We start from the raw sequence: 13771 nt of genomic DNA on the forward strand, positions 1-13771 counted from the left end.
GGGCCGGGCCGCGCGGGCCCGGCCCGGCTCAGGCCGCGCCGAACGCCGAGAACGCCCACCCCGTCGCCTGATGCGTCGCGTCGCCCGGGACGGCCCCCCGCGCGTCGCGCAGCGCCTCCGCCAGCGACAGACCGGCCCCCAGACCCTTGTGCAGCGCGAGCATCAGCGGCACCACCGCCTCGTCGTTGACGGGCGCGCTGCACGCCACCACCCCGGCCGTGCCCAGCGGCAGCAACGCCGTCACCAGGCCGAGCAGTTCGTCCGCGCCGACCGAGGCGAGACGCGCCGTGTCGCAGCACGACAGGATGATCCGGTACGGGCTGCGGTCCAGCCGCTCGAAGTCGTGCACGATCAGCGGCCCGTCCGCCATGGTCAGCGACGAGAACAGCGGGCTGTCGGCACGGAACGTGCCGTGCGCGGCGATGTGCGCGAGCGCCGCGCCGTCCAGCTCCCGCAGCACCCGCGACACATGCGCGCCGCCCTCCTCCAGCACGGTCGCCCTGCCGTAGCGAGCGGCCAGCTCCGGCACCTCCGCGCCGCCCGACGCCAGCCCGGGGCCGCGCACCAGCACCGGACGGCCCACCGGCGGCGGCGCGGTCTCCCGGGCCCGCAGCCAGCTGCTCGCCGACGGCGACACGCTCAGCACCCGCTCGCGCAGCGACGGCAGCAGCGCCCACGGCACCCGGTGCAGCGAACCCGGCGGCACCACCACGACCGGGCCGGGACCGAGCTGCCGTACGGCCGGACCGAGCAGGATCTCCTCCAGCCGGCGGCCCGCCGCCTCCACCAGCGGCAGCCGGGCCGCCGCGCCGGGGTGCGCCAGCCGCCGCAGCCCCGCCTGCACGTGCTCGGCCTCCGCCACCGCGTCCGCGAGCCGCCCGGCCTCGAACCGGCGCACCCGCCCCTGGCCGCACAGCAGCACCTGCACCCGCCCGTCCAGCACCGCGAGCTCGACCAGCCAGCCCTCGTCCAGCCGTTCCAGCAGCCGGGCGGGCCGGAAGCGGTCGCCGCCCCCTGGCGCCTCCCCGCGCAGATGCAGCGTACGGGAGCGGATCTCCCGTTCCAGACGCCGCTGTTCGCGCTCCAGCGCCGGGACCGGATGGCCGTCCTGCCGGGCCTCCTCGGCACGGGCCGCGATCTCCCGGAACGCGGTCAGCGAGCTGAGCAGCGCCGGATCGGCGGGCGGCCGGGTGGGCGGCGCGGTCAGCACCGTCGCCCGCCAGCGCTCGCTCCACACCAGCAGCCTCCTCGGACCGCCCGACGCGAGCGCCGCCTCCTGGGCCAGCGCGGCCAGTTCGGCGCCCTGCGCGGTGGCACGGGCCCGCAGCTCGGAGGCGCCCAGCGTCATCCGGTGGTCGTCGAGCACGTCGAGGCCGCGTCGGCACGCCTCCAGGACACCCCGGTCCGACCCGGCCGCCCGTGCCCTGAGCGCCTGCGCCGCCCAGCCGTTCATCCGCGCCAGCGGCGGTCCGCCGCGCCTGCTGCGCGCGGCCACCGCCAGATGCCGCTCCGCCTCCTCGGACCGGCCCAGGGCCAGCGCGATCCGGCCCGCGAGCAGCGACGCCTGCGGCGCGGCCGGGGAACCGAAGGCGGCCAGCCGCTCGGCCACCGCCGCCGCGTCCGCGACCAGCCGCCCCGAGCGGCGCCCGGTCGCCGCCCGCGCCTCGATCAGCACCAGCCGGGCGTGCGTGGCCCACCAGGCGCGCCGCTGCGCGGCGAACAGCCGCACCGCCACCGCCGCCCGCGCGATCGCCGTGTCCGGGTCGCCGGCCAGCCGCGCCGCGCGCGCCGCGACGAGCAGCAGCTCCGCCTTGCGGGTCGACTGCCCGCCGAGCCGGTCCAGTTCGGCGATCGCCGTGTCCGCCTCGGCCAGCGCCTCGGGCGCGAGACCGGCCGCCATCAGCACCTCGCAGCGCCGGATGTCCAGCATGAAGGTGGGCGTGCCCAGCTTGGCGTACCGCTCCTCGGCCTCGTCCAGCAGCCGCAGCGCCGCCGGCACGTCGCCCTGCCGGAACGCGGCGAGGCCGCGGCTCTCCACCGCGTCCGCCTTGTCGTGCTCCTGGTCGGTGGTGTCCCACAGCGCCTCGGCCGCCGTGAAGTCGGCGTCGGCCCGCTCCACCGCGCCCAGCGCCAGATGCACGGTGGCCCGCAGGGTCAGCGCCCGCGCCGTCCAGATCACATCACCGGCCTGGCGCAGCACCCCCACGGCCCGGCGTACGTCCTCCAGCGCCTCCCGGTGCCGGCCCAGCACCCACCACACGTACGCCCGCCGGTATCTGACCCGTGCCCGGGTGTGCCCGGTGCCGCGCGCCACGCCCCGCTCGAACGCGGCCAGGCCCTGCCGGGTGCGGCCCGCGTGCACCAGCGCGACCCCGAGCGTGGCCAGCACATCGGCCTCCCGCTCGGCCGACTCCGCCCGCGCCGCCAGGTCCCGGGCCCGGCGCAGATGCCGCAGCGCCAGGCGCAGATCGCCGAAGTCCCGCTGCCAGATCCCGATCACCTGATGCGCCACCGACGCGTGCAGCGGCGCGGGCCGGGCGTCGAGCAGCGCGCGGGCCCGCGCCAGTGCCTCGCCGGGGTCGGCGAACACCAAAGGCAGCAGGTCGAGCACCGTATCGCTTCCCGCAGTCACCCCCCGGATGGTAGTGGTCCGGAAGTGGACCCGGAACCGCGTCCCCGGGCCGCGGCGCCGCCGCGGCTGTATCAGACGCGGACCCGGCGGCTCTGACTGACGACCACCGTCCCGACGGGAGGACACGCGCGCCATGGCACCACAGCGTTTCCACGAGCAGTTCGCGCAGATCCAGCGCTCGATGCCCGGCGTCCCGCTGGCCTTGGGCCCGGACGACTCAGCGGAGTTCCTGTACGAGAAAGGGGTGGTCCTCGCCCGCGACGGCGAGGAGGCCCGGCTCGTCGAGGACACCGTGCGCACCCACTTCACGGCGGCGCCCGAGCTGACCGCCGACCGGGTGCGCCGGGCGGGTCCGGAGACCAACCGCACCGGCGTCACCCGGATCCAGGTCGGCGACCCCGGGCACGGCGACGGCGGCGGCGACCTCGCCGTCGCGCACGCCCTGCGCGCCCTGCGCGAACACGAGGGACGCGCCGGCCGGCGCCTGGTCAGCCGCAACCACGTGGTGTCCATCGCGGTCAACGCCTGCCCCGGCGACGAGCCGGTGCCCGCACCGCGCACCGCCCGCATGAACCCCGCGCCCGAGAGCACCCCGCACGACCCGGACACCGCCGTGGCCGTCCTCGTCGTCGACACCGGGCTCATGCACGACCACGCGGACGCCCCGCTGCTCGGCCATGTGCGCGGCGACCGCCAGGTCGAGGAGACCCACGACGGTGTCCTGCGGCAGTACGTCGGCCACGGCACGTTCATCGCCGGGCTCCTCGCCGCCGTCGCGCCCAACACCGACATCACCGTCCGCAGCACCCTCGACGACGCCGGGGCGGTACTGGAGTCCGACTTCGGGCACCGGCTGTTCGAGGCCGTCGACGCGGGCGGCTGGCCCGACATCATCAGCCTCTCCGCGGGCACCTCCAACGGCCGCCTCGACGGCCTGCTCGGCGTGGACGCCTTCATGCGGGAACTGCGCGCCCGGGGCACGCTCCTGGTCGCCGCCGCGGGCAACAACGCCAGCGCCACGCCGTTCTGGCCCGCCGCCTACGCCGACCTGCCCGGCTACGCCGACGCGGTGCTGTCGGTCGGCGCGCTGCGCGGCGACGGCGAGCACGGCGCCTGCTTCAGCAACCACGGCCACTGGGTGAAGGCGTACGCCCCCGGCGAGCGGCTCACCAGCGTCCTCACCGGTTTCGAGACGCCCGTGCCCTACGTCTACCAGCACTCCACCTACGACGCCTGCCGGTTCGGCTTCCACTACGCCTGCACCTGCCAGTCACCGCCGCACGCGGGCCTGTTGAGCGTGGACGGCGACAACTCCCCGGACAAACCGGACCAGGTGATGTTCGAGGGGTACGCGCACTGGAGCGGCACCTCGTTCGCCACCCCCGTGGCCGCCGGTATGGTCGCCGCCCACATGACGGCCCACAAGGAGCGCGATCCCAGAGCCGCCCGCCGTCAACTCCTCGCCTCCCACGCCCAGTACGCCGAGGTGCGCGGGGCGCATGTACCGGCGCTGCGCCCGCCCACCTGGCGCCCGGTGCCCGTCCAGCGGCTGGCGCCGCCGGTATGAGCATCGGAACCCTTCCCTCCACGGCGTACGATGACAGGCCGTACACGAGGGGTGAGTCGGTGGACCGTGCAGATGTCGGGGCGCTCGTCCAGTCGGCGGTCGACGGTGACGCGGCCGCCTGGAAGGCGCTGGTGGAGGGCCTGAGCCCGCTGGTCTGGTCGGTGGTGCGCGCGCACCGGCTCTCCGACGCCGACGGGCACGAGGTGTATCAGACGGTATGGTTCCGTTTCGCCCAGCACCTGGGGCGGATCCGGGAGCCCGAGAAGGCCGGGTCCTGGCTGGCGAGCACCGCGCGCAACGAGTGCCTCAGGACGCTCCGCAGCCTGAGCCGGCTCACCGTCACCGACGATCCGCAGCTGCTCGACCGGGTTAGCGAGGAAGGGACGCCGGAGCAGTCGCTGCTGGACGCCGAGGAGGCCGCCGCGCAGAGCGAGCGGATCCGCCGGCTGTGGCAGGAGTTCGAGAAACTCGGCGACCGCTGCCGCCAGTTGCTGCGGGTCCTGATGGCCTCGCCGCCGCCCAGCTACCAGGAGGTCTCGGCCGCTCTCGGCGTCGCCGTGGGCAGTATCGGACCTCTGCGCCAGCGCTGCCTGCGGCGGCTGCGCGCACGACTCGACGCACGGGGGACTTCGTGAACGACAACGCCGGTAACCACGACACCACCGGTGGGCACGACGACGGCCGAGCCGGCGGCGACTTCGGCGAGGCCGAGCAGGAGCTGCTGGAGGAGGAGCTGCGGCAGGCCGCCGCGGTCCTCGACCCGGTCCCGGACAGTCTGCGCCAGCTCGCCGTGGAGGCGTTCGCCCTGCACGACCTGGACGCCCGGATCGCCGAGCTGACCTTCGACTCGCTGGTCGACGCCATCCCGGTCCGGGGCGCCACGGACGTGCCGCGGATGCTGACCTTCCAGGCCGGTGACCTGACCGTCGACGTGGAGGTCAGCGGCGACGGTCTGCTGGGGCAGGTGATGCCGCCGCAGCCGGCCCGTATCGAGGTGCTGAGCGGCCCGCGGGCCGGTGCCCGGCTCACCGCCGACGAACTGGGCCGCTTCGCCGCCCAGGCCCCGCCGGCCGGGCCGTTCGCGCTGCGGCTGCACGCGGGCGGGGACGTGGTGGTCACCGAGTGGCTGCGGGCCTGAGCGCCCGCGGGGCGCTCCTCACCAGGTGACGGGGAGGCTCTGCGGGCCGCGGATCATCGTCCTGCGGCGCCAGGCGACCTGGTCGGCCGGCACCGCGAGCCGCAGACCGGGCAGCCGGTCGAGCAGGGTGTCGACGAGCAGTCCGGTCTGGAGCCGGGCGAGGACGGCGCCGGTGCAGTAGTGCGGCCCGTTGCCGAAGGCCAGATGCGGATTGGGGTCCCGGTCCGGGTCGATGGTGTCCGGGGCGGGGAAGACGGCCGGGTCGCGGTTGGCGGCCAGGTAGGAGACGTAGACGGGGTCGCCCGCCGCGATGCGCACTCCGCGCAGTTCGACGTCCTCCAGGGCGATCCTGGCCAGGCCCACGGTGCTGCGGTGCGGGATGTGGCGCAGCAGCTCCTCCAGGACCGGGCCGCGCTCGTCGGGCCGCTGCCGCATCCGGGCCATCAGCTCGGGCCGGGTCAGCAGCAGGTAGAGCATCTGCCCCACGTTGTGGGTGACGGCCTCACCGCCGATCTGGAGCGGCCCGGCCAGGCCCACCGCCTCCTCCTCGCTGATGTCGCCCCGGCCCACGGCCGCGCCGAGCCGGGACAGCACGTCCTCGCCGGTGCTGTCCCGGCGGGCCCGGACGGTCGCGGCGATCCAGCCGTACATGCCCTCCTTGGCGCGGTCTGCGGCCTCCGCGCCCCCGCACATCGAGATGATCTGCCGGGTCCAGGTGTGGACCTGCTCGCGGTCGGACTCGCTCACCCCCATCACCTCGGCGACCACCGCGATGGGGAACGGTTCGAGGACCCGCTCCACCAGGTCGGCGGGCGGCCCGTCGCGCAGCACGGCGTCCACCAGGGGGTCCAGCAGTTCCTGGGCGCGGGGCCGCAGCCGCTTCATGGCACCGACGGTGAAGGCGCCGGCGATCGGCCTGCGCAGCCGGTTGTGGTCGGGCTGGTCGGCCCAGGCGAGGGAGCCGGGGCGCGGTTTGAAGTGCGGGGCCAGCCGCGTCACCTGACGCCGGGTGACCTCGGTACGGCTGAACCGGGGGTCGTTGGTGATCAGCTTCACGTCGTCGTGCCGGGTGGCCAGCCAGGCCCACCCCTCGCCGTGGGGCAGCCGGATCCGGGTGATCGGGCCCTCGCGCATCAGGCCGGCGAGTATCGGGTCGAACTCCGGCCCGTCCAGGTCCAGGGCGGGCCACTCGCGTATCGGGGGCGGCGGGGCCGGAGCCGGGGCCGGCGGTTCGACGGTGATCGGCACGACCCGGGCGGCAGGCCGCGGAGCCACCCGGTCGGGTGAGGGCGTGGTGATCTCCTGCGTCATACATCCACCCTCACCGCGGCCGGGCCGCTTGTCGCGTGGGAGTGCTCCAGCCGTGCGGCGCCCGGCGGGCGCGCACCGGGGCGGACCGGGTCGGCGGACCAGGCCGGCGGGCCGGTGCCGGGGCGCTGTCGGTGGCGTGCGGCAGGGTTGTCAGTGGTGTGCGGCAGGATCGGAGCCGTCACATCGCCGAGGCCCCCGCGACAAGGCCGGGGGCCGGGGGAGGGGAGCGCCATGCCCGTCACCGACCAGCGCGTGCTCGACCACGCGTTCCTGAAGAACCTGTACCGCAGCGACTACTACCCGGACCCGGTCGTGGACCTGGGCCGGGCGGTGCTGGTGCGGCTGTGCGAGCGCATCGAGGCGGAGCGGCCCGCGGACCTGGCCGCGCTGTACGCGCTGACGCACGCGGCGACCGAGGAGTTCAACGGTCTCCAGGACGACTTCGAGGCGGCGGGCAGCGAGATCGAGACGGTGGCCCGCGAGGAGATAGCGGAGGACTTCTGGTTCGTCGCCCAGGCATACGGCTTCACGGACGCCGACGCGGAGGAGCTGATCGCGCCCCGCGACTGGTGACGCCGCCGCCCCGGCCGGTACGGGACCGGCCGGGGCGGGCGGGGTACCGGTGCCCCGGACCACCGGGTCCGGGGCACCGTCCGGGTCAGCTCAGGGCGGCCAGGGCCTCGTTCCAGGTGGCCGAAGGACGCATCACCGCGGCGGCCTTGGCCGGGTCGGGCTGGTAGTAGCCGCCGATGTCGGCCGGCTCGCCCTGGACGGCGTTCAGCTCGTCGACGATCTGCTGCTCGCTGCCCGCGAGGGTCTCGGCGAGCTGCGCGAACGCCTTGGCCAGGTCGGCGTCGTCGGTCTGCCGGGCCAGCTCCTGCGCCCAGTACAGGGAGAGGTAGAAGTGGCTGCCGCGGTTGTCGATGCCGCCGACGCGACGGGTGGGGGACTTGTCCTCGTTGAGGAAGGTCGCCGTGGCCCGGTCGAGGGTGTCGGCGAGGACCTTGGCACGGGTGTTGCCGGTGGCCTCGGCGTACTGCTCCAGGGACGGCACCAGGGCGAAGAACTCGCCGAGGGAGTCCCAGCGCAGGTAGTTCTCCTTGACCAGCTGCTGCACGTGCTTGGGCGCGGAGCCGCCGGCGCCGGTCTCGAAGAGGCCGCCGCCCGCCATCAGCGGGACCACCGAGAGCATCTTGGCGCTGGTGCCCAGCTCCAGGATCGGGAACAGGTCGGTCAGGTAGTCGCGCAGCACGTTGCCGGTGACGGAGATGGTGTTCTCGCCGCGGCGGATGCGCTCCACCGACAGCCTGGTCGCCTCCTCCGGGGCCAGGATCCGGATGTCCAGGCCCTCGGTGTCGTGCTCCGGCAGGTACTGCTTCACCTTGGCGATCAGGTTGGCGTCGTGCGCGCGGGTCTCGTCCAGCCAGAAGACGGCCGGGTCGCCGGTGGCGCGGGCGCGGGTGACGGCCAGCTTCACCCAGTCCTTGACCGGCGCGTCCTTGGTCTGGCAGGCGCGGAAGATGTCACCGGCCGAGACGGCCTGCTCCAGGACCGCGTTGCCGGCCTGGTCGACCAGGCGGACCGTGCCGGTGACCGGGATCTCGAAGGTCTTGTCGTGGCTGCCGTACTCCTCGGCCTTCTGCGCCATCAGACCGACGTTCGGCACCGAGCCCATCGTCGAGGGGTCGTAGGCGCCGTGGGCGCGGCAGTCCTCGATCACGGCCTGGTAGACGCCCGCGTAGGAGGAGTCCGGCAGCACCGCGAGGGTGTCGTGCTCCTGGCCGTCGGGGCCCCACATGTGGCCGGAGGTGCGGATCATGGCCGGCATGGAGGCGTCCACGATCACGTCGGAGGGCACATGCAGGTTGGTGATGCCCTTGTCGGAGTCGACCATGGCCAGCTCCGGGCCCTCGGCCAGCTCGGCGTCGAAGGACGCCTTGATCTCGGCGCCCTCCGGCAGGCTCTCCAGGCCCTTGTGGATGCCGCCCAGGCCGTCGTTCGGGGTCAGGCCCGCGGCGGCGAAGGCCTCGCCGTACTTCGCGAACGTCTTCGGGAAGAAGGCGCGGACGACGTGGCCGAAGATGATCGGGTCGGAGACCTTCATCATGGTGGCCTTCAGGTGCACGGAGAACAGCACGCCCTCCGCCTTGGCGCGGGCGACCTGCTCGGTCAGGAACTCGCGCAGCGCGGCGACCCGCATCACGGAGGCGTCGACGACCTCGCCCGCGAGGACCGGCACCGACTCGCGCAGCACGGTGGTGGAGCCGTCGTCGCCCTTCAGTTCGATGCGCAGCGCGCCGTCCTCGGCGATGACGACGGACTTCTCGGTGGAGCGGAAGTCGTCGGCGCCCATGGTCGCCACGTTCGTCTTGGACTCGCCGGTCCAGGCGCCCATGCGGTGCGGGTGGGTCTTGGCGTAGTTCTTCACCGAGGCGGGGGCGCGGCGGTCGGAGTTGCCCTCGCGCAGGACCGGGTTGACCGCGGAGCCCTTGATCTTGTCGTAGCGGGCGCGGATGTCGCGCTCCTCGTCGCTCTTCGGGTCGTCCGGGTAGTCCGGCAGCGCGTAGCCCTGGCCCTGCAGCTCGGCGATCGCGGCCTTGAGCTGCGGGATGGACGCCGAGATGTTCGGCAGCTTGATGATGTTGGCCTCGGGCGTCTTGGCCAGCTCGCCCAGCTCGGTCAGCGCGTCGGGGATCCGCTGGTCCTCGCTCAGGTACTCCGGGAACACCGCGATGATGCGCCCGGCCAGCGAGATGTCACGGGTCTCCACGGCCACACCCGCCTGCGAGGCGTACGCCCGGACCACCGGCAGGAAGGAATACGTCGCCAGGGCCGGGGCCTCGTCAGTGTGTGTGTAGATGATGGTCGAGTCAGTCACCGGTGCTCCGCTCCACGTCTGCAACATTGCTCGACATCAAGATATCTCGTGATCGGGCCCGGCTCGACAGGGGTCCGCGCCAAGAACCGGCTCAGGCGGAGACCGCGCCGTCCTCGGAGCCGCGCGGGCGGGGGACGACCACCGGGTCCGGCTGGAGCGTCACCGTGCGGGCCGGGGCCGGGATGCTGATGCCCTCGCGGCGGTAGCGCCGGTGCAGCCGCTTGATGAACTCGTGCTTGATCCGGTACTGGTCGCTGAACTCGCCGACGCCGAGGATCACCGTGAAACCGATCCGGGAGTCCCCGAAGGTGTGGAAGCGCAGCGCGGGCTCGTGCTCCGGCAGGGCGCCGGTGATCTCGTGCATCACCTCGGCGACCACCTCCAGCGTCACCCGTTCGACATGTTCCAGGTCGCTGTCGTAGCCCACCCCGGCCTGCACCAGGATCGTCAGCCGCTGCTCGGGGCGGCTGAAGTTGGTCATGTTCGTGCGGGCGAGCTGCCCGTTGGGGATGACGACCAGGTTGTTGGAGAGCTGGCGCACGGTCGTCTGGCGCCAGTTGATGTCCTCCACATAGCCCTCCTCGCCGGTGCTCAGCCGGATGTAGTCGCCCGGCTGGACGGTCTTGGAGGCCAGTATGTGGACCCCGGCGAAGAGGTTGGCGAGGGTGTCCTGGAGGGCGAGCGCGACCGCGAGACCGCCCACGCCCAGCGCGGTGAGCAGCGGCGCGATGGAGATGCCGAGGGTCTGGAGCATCACCAGGAAGCCGATCGCCAGCACCAGGATCCGGGTGATGTTGACGAAGATCGTGGCCGATCCGGCCACTCCGGAGCGGGACTGCGTGAGCGTGCGCACCAGCCCGGAGATCACGCGCGCCGCCGACAGGGTGACGACGAGGATCAGGAACACCGTCAGCGCCTGGTTCACATGGTGGCGGCTCACCCGGGCCAGCGGCAGCGCCGTCGCCGCGCCCGCGGCGCCGCCCGCGATGGCCGCCCAGGGCACCACCGTGCGCAGCGCGTCCACGATGACGTCGTCACCGCTCCAGCGGGTCCGCTTGGCGTGCCGGGCCAGCCACAGCAGCAGGGTCCGCGAGAGGAAGGCCACCACCACACCGGCGGCCAGGGAGCTTCCCGCGAGGAACACGTCGTCCAGGCTCACGTCGCGGTTCACCGGGCGCCTCCGCTGCGGCGGTCCGCGGGGACGGGGGCCGTCGAGGGCCTGGGGTGAAGTCGCGTCACGTGGTCACCTGCTCGCTTCCGGGCTACGGGGATCGCGCCGGGCGGCACTCGGTCCGAGGGCGGCGCGATCGCTCATCCTGCCCCATCCGTCAGGGTAGTTCGTACGCGACCGGGGCCCGGAGCGCACACGACCGGTGCCCGGGGAGCACGCGTCCCACGGCCCGTGCGGAGCCGCGCGCCCCCTTCCCCCGGCCGGGCGTTGACCTCAACGACACTTGAGGTCCTAGGTTCTCCACCATGAGCATGGAGACCACCGCCTGGACGCAACTGCACAGCGTGCTCAACGCCGAGCAGGAACGCCGTCCCTTCGCCCGCGCGACGCTGCGCCGCATCGGCGCCTTCGCCCGCCCCCACCGCCGCCGTATCGTCCGGTTCGTCGTCCTCGGGGTGGCGACGGCCCTGCTCGCCGTCGCCACCCCGGTGCTCGCCGGACGGGTCGTCGACGCCATCGTCTCCGGCGGCGACCGGTCCGAGGTCGTCCGCCTGGCCCTGCTCATCGCCCTGATCGCGGTGGCCGAGGCCGCGCTCGGCATCCTCGGGCGGCGCCTGTCGGCCGCCCTCGGCGAAGGGCTCATCCTCGATCTGCGCACGGCCGTGTTCGACCATGTGCAGCGCATGCCGGTCGCCTTCTTCACCCGCACCCGCACCGGCGCGCTCGTCTCCCGGCTCAACAACGACGTCATCGGCGCCCAGCGCGCCTTCAGCAACACCCTGTCCGGCGTGGTGAGCAACCTGGTGACGCTGGTGCTCACGCTCGCCGTCATGTTCACCCTGTCCTGGCAGATCACCCTGCTCGCCCTGGCGCTGCTGCCGGTGTTCGTGGTCCCGGCCCGGCGGATGGGCAGCCGGATGGCCCGGATGCAGCGCGAGGCGGCCGCCCTGAACGCCGCGATGGGCACCCGTATGACCGAGCGGTTCTCCGCCCCCGGCGCCACCCTCGTCAAGCTCTTCGGCCGCCCCGAGGAGGAGTCGGCGGAGTTCGCCGCCCGCGCCCGCCGGGTCCGCGACATCGGCGTCCGCACGGCCACCGCGCAGTCCGTCTTCATCACGGCCCTGACCCTCGTCTCCTCCCTGGCCCTGGCCCTGGTCTACGGCCTGGGCGGGTACTTCGCCCTGCGCGGCACCCTGGAGCCGGGCGCCGTCGTCGCGCTCGCCCTGCTGCTCACCCGGATGTACGCCCCGCTGACCGCGCTCGCCGGGGCGCGCGTGGAGGTGATGAGCGCCCTGGTCAGCTTCGAGCGCGTCTTCGAGGTGCTCGACCTGAAGCCGCTGATCGAGGAGCGGCCGGACGCCCGCGAGGTGCCGGACGGGCCGGTCGCGGTGGAGTTCGACGGCGTCCGCTTCGGCTACCCCTCCGCCGACAAGGTCTCCCTGGCCTCCCTTGAGGAGGTCGCGAGCCTCGACACCCGGGGCGGCGCCGAGGTCCTGCACGGCGTCTCCTTCCGCGCCGAACCCGGGCAGACCGTCGCCCTGGTCGGCTCCTCCGGCGCGGGCAAGTCGACCATCGCGCAGCTCCTGCCGCGCCTGTACGACGCCGACGAGGGCACCGTCCGCGTCGGCGGCGTGGACGTGCGCGAACTGAGCGCCGCCGGGCTGCGCGCCACGCTCGGCATGGTCACCCAGGACGGCCACCTCTTCCACGACTCGGTCCGCGCCAACCTGCTGCTGGCCCGCCCCGGCGCGAGCGACGCGGAGCTGTGGGACGCGCTCGGCCGGGCCCGCCTCGACGACCTCGTCCGCGCGCTGCCCGACGGCCTGGACACCGTCGTCGGCGAGCGCGGCTACCGGCTCTCGGGCGGGGAGCGCCAGCGCATGACCATCGCCCGGCTGCTGCTGGCCCGCCAGCGGGTCGTCATCCTCGACGAGGCCACCGCCCACCTCGACAACACCTCGGAGGCGGCCGTCCAGGAGGCGCTCACCGAGGCCCTCGCGGACCGCACCGCCGTGGTGATCGCCCACCGGCTCTCCACGGTCCGCACCGCCGACCTCATCCTGGTCGTGGAGGCGGGCACGATCGTCGAGCGCGGCACCCATGACGCGCTGCTGGCGGCGGACGGCCGCTACGCGCAGCTGTACCGCACCCAGTTCGCCCGGCAGCAGCCGGAGCGGGGCACCGAGGACGGCACCGGGCGGCGCGCCGGGCAGCCGGTCGGCGAGGCGGTGGCATAGGCCGGGCGGTACCCCCGGCGGCGGGCCGGCGCGGCCCGCCGCCGCAGGGGCCGGCCCTCAGCGCGGTCCGGTCGGCAGCACCGTCCGCCGGTGCGTGGCGTTGACGACGGCCGCCGCCGACGCGTACCAGGCGACCAGGCCCGTCGCGATGCCGAACCAGCCGCCGACCTTGGTCAGGGCGGACGGCCCCGCACCGCCCTGGAACTCACCGGCGGCCAGCAGGACGAAGGTCACGGTCAGCAGCACGAGCACGGCCAGCACGGCGACGCTGACGCGCAGCGCGGCCACCGCCATGTAGGCGGTGAAGATGCCCCAGCCGAGCAGATAGAGCCCGAGCGCGTTGTGCACGTCACCGGCGCCGGCGACATGCTGCACCAGCCACCAGTAGGTCAGCCAGAAGGCGCCGTACGACATGAACGCCGTGGCGCCGAAGGTGTTGCCCCGTCGGAACTCGAAGAGCCCCGCGACGAACTGCGCGAGTCCGCCGTAGAACGCCGCGAGGGCCAGCACGGGGAGGATGCCGCCGGCCTCCTTGAGGAGACCGGTGTTGATGACGGACAGGAGCAGTGTGGTGAGCGCGAAACCCGCGAGGCCCACCGGGGCCGGATCCGCGTGGGCGCGGGCCTGCGGATCCGCCGGACGCGCCTCCTCGCGGACGCCGCGGCTCGTGTCGTCGGCCATGGCCACCATCCCTTCGACCGGGGGCCAGCAGGACGGGCGGCCGAGTACCCACGGCGCGTCCGTCTCAGACGGTGTAGGGCCGGGCGGTCTCGGACGGCGTACGACCGGGGCAGCAGATGTCCCGCAGGGACACATGTCCCCTTGGGACATGACGGG

10 protein-coding genes are annotated in these 13771 nt (G+C 74.1%); 5 read left to right on the forward strand and 5 right to left on the reverse strand.

Annotated elements, in window-relative coordinates:
• Window positions 1-28: 28 nt before the first annotated feature.
• Window positions 29-2632, reverse strand: a complete 2604-nt coding sequence (locus A8713_RS28140) for a CHAT domain-containing protein (protein WP_064536477.1) — start codon at window positions 2630-2632, stop codon at window positions 29-31.
• A 133-nt stretch (window positions 2633-2765) separates the two neighbouring features.
• Between A8713_RS28140 and A8713_RS28145 the strand changes: the two genes are divergently transcribed.
• Genes A8713_RS28145 through A8713_RS28155 form a run of 3 tightly spaced genes read left to right on the forward strand, consistent with a single transcriptional unit; the run spans window position 2766 to window position 5337 of the window.
• On the forward strand, window positions 2766-4199 hold the full coding sequence (locus tag A8713_RS28145) for a S8/S53 family peptidase (RefSeq protein WP_064536478.1): 1434 nt from the start codon (window positions 2766-2768) through the stop codon (window positions 4197-4199).
• Window positions 4196-4834 carry an RNA polymerase sigma factor gene (locus tag A8713_RS28150; RefSeq protein WP_064536479.1) on the forward strand — a complete coding sequence of 213 codons (639 nt, stop codon included), beginning with the start codon at window positions 4196-4198 and terminating at the stop codon, window positions 4832-4834. Before A8713_RS28145 ends, A8713_RS28150 begins: the two co-directional genes overlap by 4 nt.
• A complete protein-coding gene (locus tag A8713_RS28155) occupies window positions 4831-5337 on the forward strand; it encodes a hypothetical protein (RefSeq protein WP_064536480.1) in 507 nt (168 codons plus the stop codon). Before A8713_RS28150 ends, A8713_RS28155 begins: the two co-directional genes overlap by 4 nt.
• Before the next feature lie 18 nt (window positions 5338-5355).
• On the opposite strand, the gene A8713_RS28160 is transcribed toward A8713_RS28155, so the two are convergent.
• On the reverse strand, window positions 5356-6648 hold the full coding sequence (locus tag A8713_RS28160; RefSeq protein WP_237305471.1) for a cytochrome P450: 1293 nt from the start codon (window positions 6646-6648) through the stop codon (window positions 5356-5358).
• A gap of 231 nt (window positions 6649-6879) precedes the next feature.
• On the opposite strand from A8713_RS28160, the gene A8713_RS28165 reads away from it, so the two are divergent.
• Window positions 6880-7221: a DUF5713 family protein gene (locus A8713_RS28165; protein WP_064536481.1), complete on the forward strand. Its 342-nt coding sequence runs from the start codon at window positions 6880-6882 to the stop codon at window positions 7219-7221.
• Window positions 7222-7306: 85 nt separating this feature from the next.
• On the opposite strand, the gene A8713_RS28170 is transcribed toward A8713_RS28165, so the two are convergent.
• Entirely contained in the window at window positions 7307-9526 is a 2220-nt protein-coding gene (locus tag A8713_RS28170; protein ID WP_064536482.1) for an NADP-dependent isocitrate dehydrogenase, read from the reverse strand.
• 91 nt (window positions 9527-9617) lie between these two features.
• Window positions 9618-10697, reverse strand: coding sequence for a mechanosensitive ion channel family protein (locus A8713_RS28175; RefSeq protein WP_064536483.1), 1080 nt, complete (start codon window positions 10695-10697; stop codon window positions 9618-9620).
• Between the two features lie 305 nt (window positions 10698-11002).
• Here A8713_RS28175 and A8713_RS28180 point away from each other — a divergent pair, with 305 nt between their 5' ends.
• Window positions 11003-12934 (forward strand): ABC transporter ATP-binding protein, encoded by a 1932-nt coding sequence (locus tag A8713_RS28180; RefSeq protein ID WP_107440722.1) that lies wholly within the window; start codon window positions 11003-11005, stop codon window positions 12932-12934.
• Between the two features lie 57 nt (window positions 12935-12991).
• Here the strand turns inward: A8713_RS28180 and A8713_RS28185 are convergent, their stop codons facing one another.
• The gene (locus tag A8713_RS28185) at window positions 12992-13615 is read right to left on the reverse strand and encodes an acetate uptake transporter (protein WP_064537763.1); all 624 of its coding nucleotides are present in this window, start codon (window positions 13613-13615) and stop codon (window positions 12992-12994) included.
• Window positions 13616-13771 lie beyond the last annotated feature (156 nt).

The sequence above is a fragment of the Streptomyces sp. SAT1 genome, assembly GCF_001654495.1.
GTDB lineage: Bacteria > Actinomycetota > Actinomycetes > Streptomycetales > Streptomycetaceae > Streptomyces > Streptomyces andamanensis.

Bases quoted from the DNA above. Each gene is read 5' to 3' on its own strand.
- A8713_RS28145 (WP_064536478.1), top strand. From the start codon at position 2,766: ATGGCACCACAGCGTTTCCACGAGCAGTTCGCGCAGATCCAGCGCTCG.
- A8713_RS28150 (WP_064536479.1), top strand. From the start codon at position 4,196: ATGAGCATCGGAACCCTTCCCTCCACGGCGTACGATGACAGGCCGTAC.
- A8713_RS28160 (WP_237305471.1), bottom strand. From the start codon at position 6,648: ATGACGCAGGAGATCACCACGCCCTCACCCGACCGGGTGGCTCCGCGG.
- A8713_RS28165 (WP_064536481.1), top strand. From the start codon at position 6,880: ATGCCCGTCACCGACCAGCGCGTGCTCGACCACGCGTTCCTGAAGAAC.
- A8713_RS28180 (WP_107440722.1), top strand. From the start codon at position 11,003: ATGAGCATGGAGACCACCGCCTGGACGCAACTGCACAGCGTGCTCAAC.
- A8713_RS28185 (WP_064537763.1), bottom strand. From the start codon at position 13,615: ATGGCCGACGACACGAGCCGCGGCGTCCGCGAGGAGGCGCGTCCGGCG.